14 protein-coding genes and 3 pseudogenes are annotated in these 18673 nt (G+C 57.3%); 8 read left to right on the top strand and 9 right to left on the bottom strand.

All coding sequences use genetic code 11. The features are described 5' to 3' along the window. Positions 1-71: 71 nt before the first annotated feature. From G8O24_RS21605 to G8O24_RS21595, 3 genes are all read right to left on the bottom strand, one after another. Positions 72-674: a hypothetical protein gene (locus tag G8O24_RS21605; RefSeq protein WP_188102825.1), complete on the bottom strand. Its 603-nt coding sequence runs from the start codon at positions 672-674 to the stop codon at positions 72-74. 3 nt (positions 675-677) lie between these two features. Next, positions 678-2051 carry an esterase/lipase family protein gene (locus G8O24_RS21600; protein WP_188102824.1) on the bottom strand — a complete coding sequence of 458 codons (1374 nt, stop codon included), beginning with the start codon at positions 2049-2051 and terminating at the stop codon, positions 678-680. A 609-nt stretch (positions 2052-2660) separates the two neighbouring features. Then, positions 2661-2981: a c-type cytochrome gene (locus tag G8O24_RS21595; protein WP_188102822.1), complete on the bottom strand. Its 321-nt coding sequence runs from the start codon at positions 2979-2981 to the stop codon at positions 2661-2663. Between the two features lie 266 nt (positions 2982-3247). Here G8O24_RS21595 and G8O24_RS21590 point away from each other — a divergent pair, with 266 nt between their 5' ends. After that, positions 3248-4423: a hypothetical protein gene (locus G8O24_RS21590; protein WP_188102820.1), complete on the top strand. Its 1176-nt coding sequence runs from the start codon at positions 3248-3250 to the stop codon at positions 4421-4423. Positions 4424-4459: 36 nt separating this feature from the next. Next, entirely contained in the window at positions 4460-5533 is a 1074-nt protein-coding gene (locus G8O24_RS21585) for a hypothetical protein (RefSeq protein WP_188102819.1), read from the top strand. A gap of 5 nt (positions 5534-5538) precedes the next feature. Here the strand turns inward: G8O24_RS21585 and G8O24_RS21580 are convergent, their stop codons facing one another. From G8O24_RS21580 to G8O24_RS21570, 3 genes are all read right to left on the bottom strand, one after another. Further along, positions 5539-7944, bottom strand: coding sequence for a S8/S53 family peptidase (locus G8O24_RS21580; protein ID WP_188102817.1), 2406 nt, complete (start codon positions 7942-7944; stop codon positions 5539-5541). Beyond that, the gene (locus G8O24_RS21575) at positions 7910-8683 is read right to left on the bottom strand and encodes a trypsin-like serine protease (protein ID WP_311972552.1); all 774 of its coding nucleotides are present in this window, start codon (positions 8681-8683) and stop codon (positions 7910-7912) included. Before G8O24_RS21575 ends, G8O24_RS21580 begins: the two co-directional genes overlap by 35 nt. 119 nt (positions 8684-8802) lie before the next feature. Continuing rightward, on the bottom strand, positions 8803-9117 hold the full coding sequence (locus G8O24_RS21570; RefSeq protein WP_188102813.1) for a hypothetical protein: 315 nt from the start codon (positions 9115-9117) through the stop codon (positions 8803-8805). Positions 9118-9279: 162 nt separating this feature from the next. Here G8O24_RS21570 and G8O24_RS21565 point away from each other — a divergent pair, with 162 nt between their 5' ends. Together G8O24_RS21565 and G8O24_RS21560 are read left to right on the top strand one after the other, a co-directional pair. Further along, positions 9280-9417, top strand: coding sequence for a hypothetical protein (locus G8O24_RS21565; RefSeq protein WP_188102811.1), 138 nt, complete (start codon positions 9280-9282; stop codon positions 9415-9417). 280 nt (positions 9418-9697) lie between these two features. Then, on the top strand, positions 9698-11107 hold the full coding sequence (locus G8O24_RS21560) for a DUF2130 domain-containing protein (RefSeq protein WP_188102809.1): 1410 nt from the start codon (positions 9698-9700) through the stop codon (positions 11105-11107). A gap of 136 nt (positions 11108-11243) precedes the next feature. On the opposite strand, the pseudogene G8O24_RS21555 reads toward G8O24_RS21560, so the two are convergent. From G8O24_RS21555 to G8O24_RS21550, 3 genes and pseudogenes are all read right to left on the bottom strand, one after another. Then, positions 11244-11354 (bottom strand): annotated as a pseudogene (locus G8O24_RS21555) (IS1595 family transposase); the annotation flags it as partial. A 141-nt stretch (positions 11355-11495) separates the two neighbouring features. Further along, positions 11496-11648: pseudogene (locus G8O24_RS44385) on the bottom strand (RES domain-containing protein); the annotation flags it as partial. A gap of 1 nt (position 11649) precedes the next feature. Then, positions 11650-12126, bottom strand: coding sequence for an Xre family toxin-antitoxin system antitoxin (locus G8O24_RS21550; protein ID WP_188102807.1), 477 nt, complete (start codon positions 12124-12126; stop codon positions 11650-11652). 185 nt (positions 12127-12311) lie between these two features. On the opposite strand from G8O24_RS21550, the gene G8O24_RS21545 reads away from it, so the two are divergent. From G8O24_RS21545 to istB, 4 genes and pseudogenes are all read left to right on the top strand, one after another. Then, entirely contained in the window at positions 12312-12563 is a 252-nt protein-coding gene (locus tag G8O24_RS21545) for a helix-turn-helix domain-containing protein (RefSeq protein WP_188102805.1), read from the top strand. Between the two features lie 965 nt (positions 12564-13528). After that, positions 13529-14608 carry a helix-turn-helix domain-containing protein gene (locus G8O24_RS21540; protein WP_188102804.1) on the top strand — a complete coding sequence of 360 codons (1080 nt, stop codon included), beginning with the start codon at positions 13529-13531 and terminating at the stop codon, positions 14606-14608. Between the two features lie 1147 nt (positions 14609-15755). Beyond that, positions 15756-17246, top strand: a pseudogene (gene istA / locus G8O24_RS21535) (IS21 family transposase); the annotation flags it as partial. A gap of 8 nt (positions 17247-17254) precedes the next feature. Next, positions 17255-18118 carry an IS21-like element helper ATPase IstB gene (gene istB / locus G8O24_RS21530; protein ID WP_188102800.1) on the top strand — a complete coding sequence of 288 codons (864 nt, stop codon included), beginning with the start codon at positions 17255-17257 and terminating at the stop codon, positions 18116-18118. Positions 18119-18673: the final 555 nt, after the last annotated feature.

Genomic DNA, 18673 nt, shown 5'->3' with positions numbered 1-18673 from the left:
GGCGCCGCCGCTCGACCGATGTGATCACCTCCGCCCTCGAAATCGTCATAGCGCTTCTCCTAGGATTACCCCTAGGACCTGCAGCGTTCGCCTCCGTCAAACAAGGCGGCCTTCCTCGTAGGCGTACCGTCATCTGCACCCATCACCTTTACTACTTTCGCGCCGGCGCTCTCGGCAACACGATCCCCACTCATACCCCAACTCACGACCACGTACTTGTTGCCGGAGATCAAGGGTGTGGGGTTTAAATCGGCTGCGAGGGCTGTCGTTGGTCCCGCGACAACTTGCGCGATGTCGCTCTGACCATTCACTAACACCCCTGTTACGGGTCGAAACTCGATGCTACCAGGGCCATATTCGGCGATGATGTAGACGTCTCGATTCACCCTGCTGCCAAGAGGAGCCCAAGACGCGTCGGATTTTACGACATGTCCTGCAGTGAGGATACGAAACTTGAGCTTTGGGTCGGATGCTCCCGTCTTAACGATCACGCCCGAGCCATGTATGGGCTGTACAAATGTTTCCCCAGGTGCTTCTTGGCCGGCTACTCGCAGATGGACAATTTTACCTTGCATCTTTGTCAGGACCTGCCCTGCATCAATGGCAAAGATTTGGTTAGACCAGGCACAATTGAGGAGCGCCGCGCTGAGCGCACAAATAAGGTGCCGTTTCACTGTTCAGTCCTCAACGATAGCAAAACGGTACGCAGACTTGGCGTCGTCTCGGACGGTAGGCAAGGAAAACTCGAGCTCGAACGTTCCTTTTTGCAAAGAACTCAGATCGGCAGTGATCGAAAATGTCAGCCTCCCGCGCGAAAAATCCGCCGTGCTGCTAGTCTCATTAACCGGGATTTCAATCTCCTGAGATCCCTTGCGGAGCATGGCCTTGGCTAGCACCAACCCAGTCTTTAGCGACTCGGTAGGTCCATCCACGTTGATCGCCGCCGTTGCTCGAAGCGTATCAGTGTTGGCGTAGGTAGGCTGTTCGCAAGTCACGTCGAGTGTTCGGATTGTCCAATTGAGTTGGGTCCCTCCGGATCGAGCGCTTATGATCGGATGGCCTCGGCCATTTATCGGCTCTCTCACAACGGGCGTGATTGAGAGTAGCTCGCGTTTTAGCTCACTCTCAGCCCAATTATCATCGAACAAGGTCGCATGTTCAGAGAACGACACCATAGCTCCGGAAAGGTCATCAAAACCTGGGTTTCGCGCCGCGCTCCAGGCGGGAACTGTCCCGTCCCCGAGATCCTTCGAAAAGTACCACCGACTTGCATCGGGGGCGGTCGCTCCCTCCCTGACGGCAAAATAAACATTCGTGGGCTTGGCATCGCCCGCAAAGATGACTTCGCTAACCTTCGGTGGTGGAGCTCGGAGCAGATCGCTCAGGGTCCGCGCGTTATTGAGGTTAGTTTTGAACACGGCAAGGCGCTCGGGGCTTGAGCTAATTTCATCAGGAAGCCAGTGAAGCGATCGCCACTGCTCGGCGTCGAATACGTCGATGGGATTTTTGCCGTTATTCGTGAGGCGCACATAACAACATTCCTTGTAACGCGGGAGGAGCTCCATGAATCCCGGGAAGGAGATTGCAACGCGACGAATCGTGTTCATCCCGCCTGCGAGAATATTTGCGAACCGTCCCCAGCCTTCCGAAAGCGTACCGAGCGTGTCTGCGGACCCGAGAAACGGCGTGCCGAAGTAGATCACCTTGTTCACGGAATTGTCTGGGTTCTTGTCCAGGTAAATTCGCGTAACAATGCCGCCCATGCTGTGAGCAAGTATGTCGAACTTGCCCGGCAGTCTGCCGTCCTTCTGTCGCTCTTCGATAAAGGTTTTGAATTTCGCGGCCGTCTCGAAATTGCTCTGCCTCCAATCGTAATCGAACAGGTGCAGATTGGATTGATCAAATCCCAGAGATTTGAGATTCGTCAAAAGAGCTGCATAGGCTTTGATGGAGTAAAATGGACCAAAGACCTCGACTTTGTCGATCAAACCGCATGGGGAGAGGGCTTCCTTTGAAGGGCCCCCCAGTTCTAGGCGGGCAAAATTCTGCAAGGAGCTTCCCGTACCCCAGACCACCTCGCCGGACGAAGTACAGAGCTTACTACCCAATATGCCTGCAACGACGACGAGCGGCCGCCTGACCGATTCAGCCGCGTGGGCGGCTCCAGCACAAGCGCAAGCGAATGCAATGAGAAGGAAACAAGCTTGGCGAAACATACGCGCTCCGCAAAAAGAATTGCCACAAATTGGACGATCCAGATCAAGCCATCTTAGGCACAGAGCAATTCGTCCGCAACCTAAACTGGCTAATGGCAATGGTGGGGTAGTCAGCCGGGCCGCTTCCAAGGCGGCACCGGCTTCATTTCTCGATCATCGGGATAGATTGGCAGTTCCCGAAAGCTTGCGCGGCGCGCTTCGACCGCTTCATCATTGAACGCATAACCACAGATGACGTCTTCAACGCGCTACTTAAAATATCATCGCAATCTCAAGCGCGCGCCTCCATGAGTTCGAGGCGCGCGCGCGAGCGAGGTGTATTTCAAAATCGGCCTTGTTCTAATGCTCCAAGCAGGAACGGCATGCTAGCGACGGCAGTGGTCCTCTCATCCTTTGAGGGCGAGTGGAAAACGGGCGACTTGGCGCGAAGATTAGGCATCGCTCCTAGTCGGGACATCCCTGATTTATCCAGTCAACGATCTCCTGTACTTCCGTGTCCGGAATGAAGGGCCCACCTTTCGGCATTCTGAATGCTGGACTAGCAATTCCTGTTCGCAAGTCGATCACCAGGTTTGCGCTGGCGCCATCCTTTCCGATCAAGTCGGGCTGTATTAGTTGCTTACCATGTCCGATTGCAGCCAAGAGGTTTGCCTTTGTATCCCACTTGAAGGTCGGGCCGTGTCCATGCAGGGCCGCGGGGCCATTTTGCTGCTCCCAGGCTGCCAATCCCTGGTCGAGTATTGCTTTGATGCGATCAAATCCCATACCTTCCCCTCCACTATGAATTTCACTGCTCATAATTGGGCCTGCGAATGGATTGTTGGCCACTTCGCCAACGCGCCGGGCCGCTCAGATCATTGAGCGCGCTTGCGGACACCGGACGCAACGCCCGAGAACTAATTGGCTTACCGCTCGAACCCGAGGGCTACTAAAAACACCGTCCAACCGGCAGACGGATCTGGATTGTGTTAAAGATATTGACACGTGGTAGTAGAGAGGTCCAGAATTGACTGAGCCAATGGGGGGCGCCAATGGCCACAAGATCATTTCATTTAACAGTATTCTCTTTCTTTAGAACTTTCGCATTCACCGCTGCAGCGGCGGGCGTTTTCGCTATCGGACCTGCTGGCGCTGAACCGTGGGACGATTTGCAAGATACCGCTACGGCACTAAGCCGGCCGGATGAATATGCGTGGAAGCTGTTTGTGTCGATTAACTGGCCAGCTGACATCGCAAAGCGAGCAGCAAACCCCTCCGCAAAATTCGGAGCTGACGGGCCCGTCGTCTGGGAAACTTGGAAGATAGCTCACGACGTATTCAAACCCGACGGCAGCGATCCAGGAGCTTGGTTGGATCAAGTCAAGCCCGCTGTAAGAGAATTGGCAGACTTTGAAACGAGGCCGCTGCAGCAGATCGCTCGCGACGCTCAATTGGGCATCGCGCGCCCCGCCTTCGACCCGCAGGCTGCTCTGACGCTTACCAACGAAACACGCTTGAATAAGGACGCTTACGAGTTTGTCCGTTCGAATACCCTCTATAATCTCGATGGCCAGAATGCGCTCGCGAAGCAAGGACAATTGACTATTTCGTTCCCAAGCCGGGCGAAAGAGATCAAGGCGCAGTGGCGACAGATTTCCGAGGCCGACAAGCCGAGATATCATTGGACCGCGCTAAAGACGCCTGATGGTCAAGAGCGCATTTATGGCCTTACGGCTCTTCACATAACCACGAAGGACCTGCCCAATTGGCTCTGGGCAACGTTCGAACACGTGGATAATCCGACGCGTCCTGGCAACGAAGCTTGGAAGCTCGAATCTCGCGACACGTTCGCTTGTCCGACCAAGCCCTTTAATTGCAATCTCGCGCCCAAGGGGATCGGTCTTGAGGGCACTAAGTGGGCGAACTACAGACTGAGAGGTACCCAGGTCGATTTCATTGACTCTAGGGGAAGCACTACTCTGCTTGCGAACTCGGAGCCCGAGGAGGGATTTCAGGCCACGTCCTCATGCATAACTTGTCATTCGCGATCCACCATCGGTCCCACTGGGAACGATAGGCTGGATATCTTCCGGCCTGATGGGCAAAGCTTTAACGGGTCACCCGATCCAAACTGGTTCATCATCAGGGACGCCAACTCCAAGCAGACGGGCCGATACGCCCAGCTTGATTTCGTCTGGTCGCTATTTCGGGCCAGACCGAAGAAGTAATTGTCAGATCAGCAAATTTCCTTGAGTCGGTGCCTCATGAAGACTGCTGCACGTGTGTTTGGCCTACTCTTGCCGGCGATGACGAGTTGTACGAGCCTCTACTACGTTCACGATCCTCAAGCGGGCGTGATTTCTGCTGGTCAGCTACCTGGATTTCTGAAGGCTGTCCGTTGTGAACTTGTGACCTTCTATGAGATCGAGCGCAGACGAAAGGCAGCCTATCTTCTATTGGCTAAGACGGCCCCGGAGGAGGCCTTCACTCGCTATTCCTATTTTGAAGTCGCGCCGAAGCTCTATGGTGCCTTCACGGTCGAACTGAAGGTCACAGATTCTGCCGGCATAGGAGCCGGAACATCCGAAGACTTCAAACGAATCCTGAGCCCGTCTTCGAGCGAGACGGTGCATGTCGGGCCGACGCTGTCGGGGCAGGGGACGTATGATCTCATTTGGTCCTTCCTCTTGAGGCAAGACGCCGCGCCACTGGCGATTTCACCGGACGAGTTGCCGAACCAGAACGACCGAGCAAGGTGTTTTTCAGCTCCGATAAGGACGCTTGAGGATCTAGAGGCGTTAGCTGAAACTTCGCAAAGCGATACGATTAACTTTACGAGAATCAATGTGAACGGTCAGAAGCCCTTGGCCGCCTGGTTGCGCGACAACGGCTCTCTCATGAGCGAAAACTTCCTCTATCCGGCAAAAGGCTCAGAAAAGGCCGAGCCAGCACAGATGTACTACTCTTTCGCGGTCCAGGTCATCGGCGGCATCGAGGCGAAATATTCCCTCGTAACCGTTTCCTGGAATCCGCTGGCAGTCCAGGGGACTGGCTCCCTGCAGCAAAACAGCAATCTACAACTGTACATCAACGGCCCCAGCTCGGCATATGCCAATGCTGCCAAATCCGGCTCGTCAGGCTTCGCAACACCCAAACCGGAGCTTGGAAGCGCGGAGAATCCGATCCATATCGCTGAGCCAAAGAAGGAGCCTGAGGGCAAGGATAAAATCAAACCCGCAGCTCGTGAGCCAGGGGCAACAAGAGTTCCTTCCGTTGGTCGCGAGCGACCCTATCTTCTGGCTCCCAATGCGGTATTCCCGCCATCTCCGAGCCAGTGATACAATTACTGTGGTCTAAGCTCACAACTCTCGCAGAACGTGATGCTCTCTACGCTTCTAATGTCTATTGGTTCTGCTTGGGCATAGCTGAAACCGTTATCGCCAAGCTGTGCTTCTTCGAATGGAATGGCGTCCAATTGACCATTTGCGAGATCACACGTTTTGAGATCGAGCGCTCCTAATGCTTGAGCTCCCTGCATTTTGACCACGCTCACTTTGTTTGGCTGATCGCTCATACGATGAACCTGTGCAAACGTCCCTTGCGTGAAGGGTATCCCGCACAAGGTCTTTCCCGGCAGCCATTTAACGCGCCCAAATCGCAATTTTCCGGCGCTGGTGCGTACAACATCAAAGGGGGTCGCTAAGGCGGTCGGGATATCCAACGCTCGCGATGAGCGCGTGACCGTCTGGAGATCCGGAAAATAGCGTCCGCTAGCAAGAATCCGCGCCTTTCGTCTCGCGCCGGTCCCGTACTCGCGAAGTAGATTGGAAGCAAAGGAGACAAGAGGTGCTGCGAAGGACGTGCCGCTCAGCACAACTTCATCGAACTTCTTCGTAGAAGGATTCCAGTAGGTGGTCGGAACTGCACATCCGGGCGCTGCGATGTCGACGAATGCGCTGCTCTTGTTCGATTTTTTCCAAAGCTTGTTATCTGCTCCGATTGCGCCCACCGTAATGACATTTTTGTTCGCAACGCCTCCCCAGCGAGCAGGGACCACGTCTGCAGCGTCTTCGCCATCATTGCCTGCTGCTAAGACAAACAGGACCTGGTTCTGGAGCGCGAGATAGCCGTTAAAGTCTGGAGCTTCTTCGAGATTTTCCAGCTCAAACTTGAGGCTCAGATTGACCGTCAGGATGTCGGCCCGTCCCCAGCCTGTCCCGGATAGACTTCTTGTCACTGCTTCGGGGGCTACGCCGAGCTTATTGCCAGGCAGCCGTTGGTAAGCCATCAAGTCTAGGACGAACTTTCCCTGGGTCTCGACATTGGAGGCAAGCATGTTCTGCTTCAGGACCCCCAAGCCTCCTAGCGCCAATGCAAGCACGCCGACACCGTGGCTAGCATTCTCCGAATTGTCGTTGAAATACTCAGGCGGGCGGGTCACAGACCACAGATAGGGCTCGCGCGCGGGATCGTCATCTTGAGGGCTTGGATAGAAGAACATTTTGGCAAAAGGAGCCGTATCGATCTGCCCTCGCGGAAAGCCCGTATCGAGCACCAGAAGTAAGCCGGTAGTGGGCATAGCACCTATTGCCTTGCGGAGCCGCAGCACGGTCTGCAATTCATTAAGGTTCACTGGCCAAGTATCCGATGGACCGGGCTTGCACTCCTTGTCATCGCCTCCAAGAGGTTCCGCAAAATATGTACTAATGTTGTTAAGTTGCCCGATCGCAGCAGTTGCTCGCGGCGCCGACGTAAATATCTCCCTTGCTGCCACTTTGACGTCAGCGCCTTCTTTCAAAGTGATGGGGTAAGCGCCCGGAGCAAAATCGGACGTCACGAGACTTGCTCCTGTAGGGATATTTTTGAAGCTTTTGATGTCGTTGAAGTCGAGCACATCCTGGGCCCGAAGCATTTTCTCGAGCCCAGCCGAGCCCTGAACGAGGCGAGGCTCGACCGAACTCACGTCGTACTTCAACGCGTCCTTCAATACCTTCTGATACTGATCATTGATGGAAATGTTCGAAAGATGGTCACTGTCTGCACGAGCGACCAAGATGGGTCCGGTGTTCGGCGCGGCTTTGGTCGTCGGCTTACCTTTAATAAGGAAATCGTAGTCGATGGTTTGAGCCGCCCAAGTTGAGGAATTTGAATGTTCTGCAGGGTCAAAAATCAGGCTGCTAGAAGAGCCCAGGATCGGTATCCATTTGTTCAGCGCTGAAGGCTTTGATTTCGTCGACTGCGGCTTTGATTTTGTAGACTCTTGATACGTCCGCAGCACATCTTGGAGAGTGCTGCTTGGTACGGGCGTGGGCTTAGTCCAATCAACTCCCGTTTCTGATACGGGCACCAACGCCAGCTTTTCGTTTGCATAAAGGCAGGCGGGTAATACAAGCGTAGCCTCTTTTGTGAGGACGAGCTTTCCGCTCTTAATTTCGGGATTGCTGGCGTTGGCTGACAGGAAGAGTGGAAGGTAATAACGACGGGCGTTCGCGGTGCCGCATTGCTGGGAGATCAATTGAATGATGTCTGTCCCGGCCTTGGCGGGTATAGACTTCTCCTGTCCCCATTTTGCGACCGCCACGACCAGTTCGGGCGTCAATTTCTTCGTCTGAATCAACAGATTTGTTGGAGGCGACTGAGCAAGCGCACATGGCGCGCTCAGTAGGGTTGAGGCAGCGAAAACGGCCGAAGCGAAAATCGAAATCGCTGGAGCTTTAGGGAACGAACCTGTCATGGCAATACAGAACATTGGAGTGGATGCCACAGATCGTGGTCTTTCTGTCGTCGGCCCAATCTCGGATGAACTCCGCTATATCCCCGGTCAGAGGAGTGATAGCTGAGACGCGCGTTAGGGCGGCGTAGCCCGAGTTGATGCCAATGATCGATCTCGGGCTGACTGGTTGGTCCTGGCTCGCGAGTACGTAGGCTGAGCCGCCGCTGTCGCCTGGGCAGATGACAACCCCATCGTGAGTCCTGATGTGGGTGCCCGGGCTGGGCGCTAGCTGAAATACCGTGGCGCTCCCGCCGTAGAGCTGGCCAAAATCGACCTGCGAATTGACGTCCCGGCAGCCGTACCCGAGCAAGAAGAGTATGGATCCCACCGAAACGCGGGTGACCTTAACGTCGAGGTTCTCATAACCAATCGTGTTGGGAAAGGGGTCCTTACTGAAACAGAGCGCGACGTCGAACTCCAAAGTATCCCTGTTAAAATGAGGATGCAGCGTGCAAGTCAGATTGAACTTCTTGTCGCCAATCTCAACCCTTGCCGTCGTGCCGTCTGGCAGACAGTGGGCGGCCGTTATGACGGAGTGCTCGCCCACAATCGTGCTTGTGCAAGTAAACTTTCCAGCAACCAGATACTTTAGCGTTGCTGGCCAGTTCTTAGTGTCCTGCTTTGCGCCCCCGTCGATCTGAACTGTGCCGCCGGCACTGTTCGCCGATCCCACCATTACAAGTTCGTCCGCCTTTGGCTGTGCAGACAAGGCCACCAAGAGGCAAACCGCTGTGAGAAATGGCGTCCAGATTCGATTGCGAGGGCTCATAAAATTGATCGTCAATGGGAGGTGAGGAAATATCTACCTATAGTAGATTGCAAGCGCTGCCTCGTTCAAGCGGTTTTTCGTTGTCCGAACAGACGTTTGGCGCATGCGCGTGTTTCGCGCGGCAGATCGATTGTTTCGTCGTCGTCGAGACCCTGCGTTCGACGGTAGCGGACCGCGGCGCCGTGCTGCGGGCCGCGACGCGTACGTGGGCGGCATGCATTGGCCGACAGCGAAAGGGCAGCAAGCAGTATCTGACCGGGTATTGCCAGGATCTCCGAGCAGCGACAAGAGGCGCTCTCGCTCGGACGCCGCGCCGACGACACCAAGAAGATCCGTTCATGAAGGGGCGTGCAGACCTCGACGCCGGTATCGCCGAGCACGCCAGGAGTTGCTCGTTCCAGGTTGATGCACCCGCGCGAGGCTCGTGGGGTTTAAACGTATGCGGGTGGGCAGACCGCATTGTCGACGGTTCCCAATCTTCCGTGGTCTCAGCGCTAGTCGCGTTGGACGAGACTACAATCATTGGCGGCGCGGGATATCGTATGTCTGATTTCGGAAGACATGGACGACGTAAAGACCAATCAGTTTCCGTAGCGGAGGCGGGTTTTGAAGCCGCCAAGCAAGTTATGGAAAAGCGTTTTCCGAACGTTGGATTTCGCGTGCGGATGATGTGGGATTGATTTCTTCCAGTTCAGTTTTTGGGGCGTTCCGATGAACCTTGGCCTGTCCGGCCGGTAGGTCCTAGGCTCACAGCCCGAACGGGCAGGGAGTGGCCCCCTCCAGCTGCGAACCCTCGTCGGAAATCGGGGGATTGCCCCAGCAAAATGCGCAAAACCGCTGTTTCCGACTTGACCCTCCAAATTTCCTCGTTCTAATTTTGTTCTCATTGCGGCAGGCGATTCTGCGGCCATCGCCCAAATTTAAACGACACTAGCAGCAGCCCCGATCCGGACAGGAACCATGCACGAGATCATCTGTCCTCACTGTGACAAGGCCTTCAAGGTCGACGAGTCCAGTTACGCGGATATTTTAAAGCAGGTCCGGGACGCTGATTTCGCACAGCAACTCCACGAGCGGTTGGAATTGGCCGAGCGCGACAAGCAAAACGCGGTGGAGCTAGCCAAGGCCCAGGTCACCAGCGATCTGCAGAAGACCACTGCCGTCAAGGATGTCGAGATCCAGGAGTTGAAGTCCAAGCTTGAGGGAAGCGGCGTTGCACAGAAGCTCGCCGTTAGCGAAGCGCTCAGCACCGTCGAAAAGGAGCGCGATAGGCTGGCGAACGCGCTGGCCGAGTCCGAGCGCGAAAAGAAGGCGGCCTCGGAGCTTGCCGAAGCGCTCCTGGCCAGCGAGCAGCACAAGATCGCTGCTGCAAAGGAAAAGGAAATCCAAGAGCTGAAGGCTAAGCTACAGGCTGTCGAGCTTGAGAAGAAGCTCGCCGTGACCGAAGCGGTTAGCGCCGTCGAGAGGGAGCGCGATGAGCTGAAGAACGGGATTAAGCAGGTTCAGCTTGAAAAGCAGCTCTCCGAGCAGTCCCTAAGGGACAAGTACGAAACCCAGATCAAGGATCGCGATGATGCGATCGAGCGCCTCAAGGACATGAAGGCGCGGCTGTCGACCAAGATGGTCGGCGAGACCCTTGAACAACACTGCGAGACTGAGTTCAACCGGGTCCGGTCGATGGCGTTTCCGCGCGCTTATTTCGAAAAGGACAACGACGCGCGGACCGGCAGCAAGGGCGACTACATCTTCCGGGACTCGGACGACGCCGGCACCGAGATCATCTCGATCATGTTCGAGATGAAGAACGAGAGCGACAGGACCGCCTCGAAGAGCAAGAACGAGGACTTCCTCAAGGAGCTTGATCGGGACCGAGCTGAGAAGGGCTGCGAGTACGCCATCCTCGTCTCCCTGCTTGAACCCGACAACGAACTCTACAATACCGGCATCGTCGATGTCTTCCACCGTTACCCTAAAATGTATGTCATCCGGCCCCAGTTCTTCTTGCCGATGATTACGCTGCTGCGGAACGCGGCCATCAACTCGCTCAAGTACAAGACCGAGCTTGCGCTTGTGAAGGCTCAGAATGTCGACATCACCCAGTTTGAAAGCCAGCTGGAAACATTCAAGACCGCATTCTCGAAGAACTACGATCTTGCTTCCAGGCACTTCCAGACCGCGATCGCTGAGATCGATAAGTCCATCGATCACCTGCAGAAGACCAAGGACGCGCTAATTGGCGCCGACCGCAATCTTCGTCTCGCGAACGACAAGGCGCAGGATGTGACGATCAAGAAGCTGACCAAGGGCAATCCGACGATGGCGGCGAAGTTTGCAGAGCTCAATAGCGCTCCCGCTGAAGCCGCGGAGTGAGGCGGCCAAAGCGATGCCTTGGTACGAATGAATCGTGTAATCGCATTTTCGATTTCCAGGTTCGACGCTGGATTGTATCGGTTAGCCGAAGATACGACCGAGCAAGGCACAGATGGCCATGACGGCGGCCGTGGCCATCTTCCGACTTGAAAACGAAGAGCAGCGTCCAGCCGCCGCGTTCGCGCATGATGACCACGACGCGGCGCTTGCTGGTCCGGTTCTTCACCGAGCGGCGGTCGTAGCGGTTTCGCTCGCGAGGCCGAAAGCTCTTCAACGCGACCTTAGACCAATAACCCGCTTACGAGCTAATGGACAGGCGGCGGGAAGTCCGATTTCCACGATCTTCCATCTGTGATTGGACACCACACTTGGGATCACGACGAATTTGTGCTTGGCCAAGAGCGCATCCTCGAACGCCTTTGCTGTTCCACCGGCCACCGACCTGGAACGCGCCTTCGCCACTATCCCAGGTCAACCGCGCCTGATCGAGGCGCCAAGCGATGAGCTTGCGGCCTCCCGATGGCTCTACAGAAGGCGTCATGCTAGACGCCGTATGCGAGGCGTGCGAGGTATTGTTCAACGAGCTCGATGCCGACCGGAGTGGCAAGCAGGTCGATCGGGCGACGCTGGTCAAGACCAATGGCCGGACGCTCGAGCCACTGCTCTGCTTCTTCCTGAGAACCAAACACGTCCGTGGCCTTGGCCAGGATTTCGGCAAACTTCCAGGTCCGCCCACTTTGCTCCTGGCTGAGCGGCTTGTCCGGAGCGTCCTTGCGTCTCTGAAAAGTGCGAAGGCTCATTCCAAAGGCTTTTCCCGGCGAGTCCGTTTGAATGAAGACGAGACGACCGACGAAGTGGGTCAGCGCGGAACCTGGTAGTCCATCCAGCAGCAGCTCGTGGGCGTCGAGAGTGCTTGTGATGCGGCGCGACAGGATGCGCGGCCCGCCGAGCAAATCCGCCACCTTCTGCAGATCATTGCTTAGCCCCTTTGGAGCTGGTTTCTCTGCCGCAGCAGCCATAGTAATCCTCGCGTCATCTGTCGTTTAATACGGGTCACCTGTCGCGAGTCCTTCGCGTGGCTGGCCTATCCGACCTGGATATGATGAAGCATATATCTATAGGCAGCTTGAGGGCACACGGTGGCCGTGGCTAAACCCGCGGTCCACCAATTCCTGCCGAGGCCGACTTTAACGAAGGTCGCAGTATGACTGCTCGACATGACGGCCTCCGAAAAGCAGCCCTCGGCACGATCGGTTCTGGCAACGTCTTTGCCGACCTTGGTCTTCCAGATCCGGAGACCGAGCTCATGAAAGCGAACCTCTCTATCGAGATGGGCAAGGCGGTCCAGAAGCGCGGTCTGGCCCACGCTACGGCCGCCCAGATTATGGCAATGGCACCAAGCGAGCTGACCAAGCTCCTGCATGGTCGCACCGAACCTACACCGTGGACCACTTGAAAGAACTCTTGAGCCAGCTGTCGACTGATCCGAGTTGAGGCCCGCTGGTCTCGACCTTCTTCGCAGAGCTAGCGATTTTCTCGTCCCGGCGAGACACTGGCTTGGGACGTCGCTAGCAGCCTCAGCCGGTCTCTCCCCGACCTCCGATCCTTTGTTCGACTGGCGGCCATCTAACGGGCACTTGGCTCTTCCTGATCGCCCCGGCAACGCGGCTCATGATTGTTGTCGTGGTCCTCGAGAAACGTCGGCCGCCGTCACCCGCAGCCGCTTCGCGGCTTCTCGACGGTTCGCGCAAGTTCGCGAATGTTCCTTCGGATTCGATCGCCTCCGACCTGCTCGGTTAAACCGCAGCCTTGAGAAGGTGCTCACCTCCTGCACCGACCGTGCTCCCCAAACGGAACGTCCGATCCAGATTTCTCCGAATTCGCCCCCGTCTTCGTGAATGCCCTTGTTGGGCGCGGAAAGGGGACCCGGATCCTGACGGCTAAAATCGGATCTAGGCAGCCGTCGCCGCTATGTGGTGAGGCGAAAATATCACTACCTAAATACCTCTTTTGATTTTCTATTGGCCCGCAGTTGGCGCCAGTACCCCCTGAAAAAGGGGGGTCTGAAGTGGCACGAGGCCTGGCGAAGATGCATGAAACGACCCCAAAACGGGTCAAAAAGCTCGATTTTCCGGATCAGTGTGAGGAAGTCACTGATTTTGGAAAATTCATGAAACTAAATGATGACAATAGGTTATGCAGGAATTCTCGCCCATTTGGCCTCCAGTTGGCGGGAAATCGAACGTGACCAAACGCAACCGGATGCCATCGACCTCGAACGGGGTTGCCTCGCCGGCCGGCAGTCCCGCTTCAAAATCTAACCGAGGCGCTAGGAAGACAGGCTTCCACTCGGTAAACGAGTCCTTGAAAACGACGGGCACGGCCAAACCGAAAGGGAGAGGCCGTCGGGGAAGATCAGGGATGAAGGAGCCTTATAAGGGGGACACGGAGCGTGCCAACCGTCTGCACGCTGCCCGAAAGGCGGCCGGTTTCAAGTCCAGTCGGGAGGCCGCGGTCAGGTTTGGGTGGCATCCGGGCACCTATCGCGCCCACGAGATCGCGGCTCGCCATTTTGATGTTGAAACTGGCCGCATCTACGCGGATGCATTCGGTGTGGCCCGATCATGGCTGATGGACGGCCGCGGACGTGGTCCATCGATCGACCCGGTTCGCGCGGCTAGGTTTGAAATCCGCAAATCCGCCGCCACGCAGCCATCCCAGGATGCGGCGGGTCGCTTAAGGGTCGCGCGGAGGCTCGCCGGCTACCGATCGGTAATGGATGCGTCGGCGAAAGTCGGCGTTAAGCGCTCGACGCTCTCTGCGCATGAGAACGGCCAGAACGACCTGTCACGCGAAGGGGCGCTCCACTACGGTAACGTGTTCGGGGTCGATCCCGAATGGCTGCTCTCCGGTCGGATGCCCTCCGGATTGCCGGTCGCGGCCGAAGCTGCTCTGACCACCTTGCTGAGTCTCCACGACGAACCTGAAAGCAGAGCGTTGCTCCATTTCCGGGGGCTGCAACGCGAAGTGCCCGTGTCGCCTCAATGGATCGAACCGGTAACGTCCGCCCCTCCCGCAAAGCTTGGTCCGCGTGGCGACAGGGTGTCGGAGTACACGTCCCTAGCCCTCTTCCGTAAGCTCCGCGGTACCAAACCGGGCAGCGCCGCAAGCGGGGAGTGGTCATTCCCCCAAGACTATCTCGTCGAGATGCTAGGCTGTCAGCCCGCCACGGCGGTCGTGCTGATCGTGCCATCACGGTGGCGAGATTTGCCTGCCGATCGCTTGCATATCCGTCCAGGCAGCCGCTTGGTCCTTGATACGGGCAGTACACATCTTCTACCCGGCGCCTACTACGTCGCCCTTCGCCCGGGTGGTGAACTGCGTGTTCTACGAGAGTCGAAGAATGGCAACGATGCGTCACGGCTCGAGCCCGATGAGAAGTTGGCCGGACTTGTTTGTGGTGTGCTGGGAGCGGCGCTGCCACCACGGCACCAACGCTGAAGCATCCATCATCGCTGGCGGCCATTAGGTTTCCGGTGCTGTCTTCAGTAATGAAGGCCGCTTCTCTCGAAAGCGAGGCCCTCGCTTTGCGCTCCGAACGGGAGCATCGTGCTTACGCGATATCCATCTCCCAGCTGTTTGTGGGCTTATTCGATTTGAAGTCTCGCGCTCAATAATTCGGACGATCTCTGGGTCCGACAATGTCGGATCCGTCAAAAGGCTGGCTCGGACGATTGGCCATGCTTGCTCAAATGCGGCAGCCGCCGCTAGAGTATTGAGTGACCTGCTGCCAATTCGAGCTCGCGGGCCGCGAAAGGGGCTGCGAACCGGAACATCGGATCTTCTGGCCAAATTGCTCCGAACAACGCGCCAGCTAATGAGAGTGCCAGTTGCCTTCTTCACGATTCCGCGAATCTCCGGGTCTGACAACGTCGGATCCTCAGATATTCGCTGCCTAACGGTCGGCCAAGCCTGCTCAAACGCGATATCCGGCTCAAGAACCGATGGCGGCTGTCCGGCGACCCGATATCGACGCCCTCGTCGCTTGTTGCGGTGAGGCACGTCCGTCTTCAAGCTCATGTATTTCGGAAGCGCGTTGTTGCTCATCGCAATGCCCGTCTCTCGCCGCATGATCTCGACGATATCTACGTCAGACAGGCTTGGTTCGCGTAGCAACTCAGTCCTGATTATCGGCCACGCCGCATCGAAGGCAGCAGCTAGATTGCCAGCAAAGCCATTTCCTAGAGCGCGATACGTCGCGCCCCGAAGTGGGGCGCGCTCTGGCAAGCCTGGCCGTGAAGCGAGGTATTTGACGATCGTCGGCTCTGAGACGGAGACGCCAGTCTCGTCGATCAATAAGTTCTTGATCTCGTGATCGGAGAGGGTGGGATCGCGCGCCAGTTCATCCCTAATTCTGGGCCATGCGTCATTGAGAGCTTGTCGCTTCTTCCCATATTCGCGGAAGCGCAAGCCTCGTACCGCAGTTCGCGGCGGTAGGTCATCGCGACCACTCAAGTGGGTTGCCAGCATCGCCTGTCATTCGGCTTGCAATATTGACCCCCTAAGCCGGGGGATCGGCGTCCAAAATTGACCCCCTGTAGGTTGGTCTGTTGCGCTGCCTGCTTTGGAACGAAGCAGGTGGTGGGGGATGCTGATCGTGGAGACGATTGCCCGGATCCGGCGCGAGCACTTCATCAAGGGCAAGACGATCAAGGAGATCGCCCGTGACCTGAAGGTGTCGCGGAACACGGTTCGGAAGGTGCTGAGGTCGGGAGAGACCTCCTTCGAGTACGAGCGGCAGGTGCAGCCGCGGCCAAAGCTGGGACGGTGGGCAGTAGAGCTTGACGGGTTGCTGGCGGCGAACGCGGCTAAATCGGCTCGTGAACAGCTGACGTTGATCCGGATCTACGAGGAGCTGCGCGGCCGCGGGTACGACGGCGGTTACGATGCGGTGCGGCGTTACGCCAGGCGCTGGAGCAAGGAACGCGGGCAATCGACCGCAGCCGCTTATGTCCCGCTGAGTTTTGCCCCAGGCGAAGCCTACCAGTTCGACTGGAGCCACGAGGTCGTCCTGCTGAGCGGCACCACGGTGATGGTGAAGGCTGCCCATGTCCGGCTCTGTCACAGCCGCATGCTGTTCGTGCGGGCCTATCCGCGGGAGACGCAGGAGATGGTGTTCGACGCCCACGACCGGGCGTTCGCCCTGTTCAAAGGCACCTGCACCCGCGGCATCTACGACAACATGAAGACCGCCGTAGAGACGATCTTCGTCGGTAAAGGCCGTCTCTACAATCGCCGCTTCCTGCAGATGTGCAGCCACTATCTGGTCGATCCGGTCGCCTGTACGCCAGCGTCGGGCTGGGAGAAGGGGCAGGTCGAGAACCAGGTCGGGCTGGTCCGGGAACGCTTCTTCACGCCGCGGCTGCGGTTCAAAAACCTCGACGAGTTAAACGCCTGGCTGCTCGACAAATGCATCGCCTACGCCAAGGCTCATCGCCATCCGGAGCTGGCCGATCAGACGATCTGGGAAGTGTTCGAAGCCGAACGCCCCAAACTCGTTCCCTATGCCAGCCGCTTCGACGGCTTCCATGCGGTGACGGCATCGGTCTCGAAGACCTGCCTGGTGCGCTTCGACAACAACAAGTACTCGGTCGCAGCCAGCGCAGTCGGACGACCGGTCGAGGTTCAAGCCTATGCCGATCGCATCGTGATCCGTCAGGATGGACGCATCGTTGCCGAGCACCCGCGATCCTTTGGCCGCGGCGATACCGTCTACGACCCCTGGCATTATGTGCCGGTGCTCGCCCGCAAACCCGGCGCCTTGCGCAACGGTGCTCCCTTCAAAGACTGGGTGCTGCCGGCCGCGATCGAGCGGATCCGGCGCAAGCTTGCCAGCACCGACGATGGCAATCGGCAGATGGTCGACATCCTCAACGCGGTGCTGACTGACGGTCTGCCCGCGGTGGAAGCGGCCTGTGCCGAAGCGCTCAGTCACAGCGTCCATTCCGCCGATGTCGTTCTCAATATCCTGGCCCGTCAACGTGAACCCGCCCCACCGGCCAACATCATGACGCCGGCCGCACTGACGCTCCGTCATGCACCGATCGCCGATTGTGCCCGCTACGACAACCTCCGGAGGACCATCTGATGGAACGAACCCAAATCTTCGACCTCATGGGCGAACTCAAGCTCTACGGCATGAAGGCTGCCTTCGACGAGATCATGGCAACTGCCGTCAAGCGCCAGCACGAACCTCAGCGCATTGTCGGCGACCTGCTCAACGCCGAGATCAACGAGAAGCAAGCCAGGTCGATCAAATACCAGCTCACCATTGCCAAGCTGCCGCTTGCCAAGGACATCGCCGACTTCCAGTTCGACGGCACGCCGATCAATCAGACTCTCGTCAATGATCTCGCTGGCGGCGGCTTCATCGCCCAGCAACGCAACGTCGTGCTTGTCGGCGGCACTGGCACCGGCAAAACCCACCTGGCCATCGCCATTGCGAGAAGCTGCATCCGGTCCGGCGCTCGTGGCCGCTTCTACAACGTGGTCGACCTCGTCAACCGCCTCGAGACTGAGACCCGCAACGGACGGCAGGGTCGGCTCGCCGAACATCTGACCCGGATGGACTTCATCGTTCTGGACGAACTCGGATATCTTCCCTTTGCTCAGTCGGGTGGCCAGCTCCTCTTCCACCTCGTCAGCCGGCTTTATGAGCGCGCCTCCGTCATCGTCACCACCAATCTCGCCTTCGGCGAATGGCCCAGCGTGTTCGGCGATGCCAAGATGACCACCGCGCTGCTCGACCGGTTGACCCACCACTGCGACATTGTCGAGACCGGCAACGACAGCTGGCGATTCAAAAGCCGAGACGACGATCACATCACCCGCGCTCGTCTCGCCTCCGCTATCCCGGCCAGCTCCGACGAGACGAGCGCTACCAGCAAAGCCCGCCGTCCGAAGGGGTCAAAATTGGACGCCGATGAGGGGTCAAATTTGCAAGCCGATTGACACATCGCCAGTGACAGCCGAGTGCCGGTCTCACCCTCGATGATGTCGCAAAGCTCGCGATCAGCCAGGCTCGGATCGCGCAACATCTCCTGCCTTAACGTCGGCCAGATCCGCTCGAAGGTCTCAGAAAAGCTCCACTCGTTGCCTGGACCGCGGAATTGTTGACCACGTCGTTTCGCGCGGGGAGGCAGATCCCGACGTCTTGACAGGTGCTTTGCTATGTTTGTGAGTCCGAGCGCGATGCCCGTCTCATTCTCGATGATCTCGACGATCTCTGAGTTCGACAGCATCGGATCGTGCTGAATGGCAGCCTTAACCAAGCCCCATGACTGATCGACGGCTTCCTTCTGGATCGACCAGTAAGGATGCGGCGCCAATTTCAGACCCAAATTTTTGGTCAGACGGCTTACGTATGATCGACTAGCGTTAGTGCCAAACGTGACGTTCACCCACGCAGTAAGTTCGGTCGAGTAGCACTGCGGGTTCGACTGAACGTATCTAGCGATCGCCCGGCCAGTCGACGGATTGGTCAGCGTCGGAATTCTTTCGTGAGGG

The organism is Bradyrhizobium campsiandrae, from assembly GCF_014529705.1.
GTDB classification, from domain to species: Bacteria; Pseudomonadota; Alphaproteobacteria; order Rhizobiales; family Xanthobacteraceae; genus Bradyrhizobium; species Bradyrhizobium campsiandrae.
The sequence above is the reverse complement of the archived record's forward strand: the minus strand, read 5'-3'. Positions and strand labels throughout refer to the sequence as shown.

What these genes read in the sequence shown, in the direction of transcription:
- istB (WP_188102800.1), top strand. Translation starts at nt 17,255, where the DNA reads ATGGAACGAACCCAAATCTTCGACCTCATGGGCGAACTCAAGCTCTAC.
- G8O24_RS21580 (WP_188102817.1), bottom strand. Translation starts at nt 7,944, where the DNA reads ATGTTCTGTATTGCCATGACAGGTTCGTTCCCTAAAGCTCCAGCGATT.
- G8O24_RS21560 (WP_188102809.1), top strand. Translation starts at nt 9,698, where the DNA reads ATGCACGAGATCATCTGTCCTCACTGTGACAAGGCCTTCAAGGTCGAC.
- G8O24_RS21565 (WP_188102811.1), top strand. Translation starts at nt 9,280, where the DNA reads ATGTCTGATTTCGGAAGACATGGACGACGTAAAGACCAATCAGTTTCC.
- G8O24_RS21540 (WP_188102804.1), top strand. Translation starts at nt 13,529, where the DNA reads ATGAAGGAGCCTTATAAGGGGGACACGGAGCGTGCCAACCGTCTGCAC.
- G8O24_RS21585 (WP_188102819.1), top strand. Translation starts at nt 4,460, where the DNA reads ATGAAGACTGCTGCACGTGTGTTTGGCCTACTCTTGCCGGCGATGACG.
- G8O24_RS21550 (WP_188102807.1), bottom strand. Translation starts at nt 12,126, where the DNA reads ATGGCTGCTGCGGCAGAGAAACCAGCTCCAAAGGGGCTAAGCAATGAT.
- G8O24_RS21595 (WP_188102822.1), bottom strand. Translation starts at nt 2,981, where the DNA reads ATGGGATTTGATCGCATCAAAGCAATACTCGACCAGGGATTGGCAGCC.
- G8O24_RS21590 (WP_188102820.1), top strand. Translation starts at nt 3,248, where the DNA reads ATGGCCACAAGATCATTTCATTTAACAGTATTCTCTTTCTTTAGAACT.
- G8O24_RS21545 (WP_188102805.1), top strand. Translation starts at nt 12,312, where the DNA reads ATGACTGCTCGACATGACGGCCTCCGAAAAGCAGCCCTCGGCACGATC.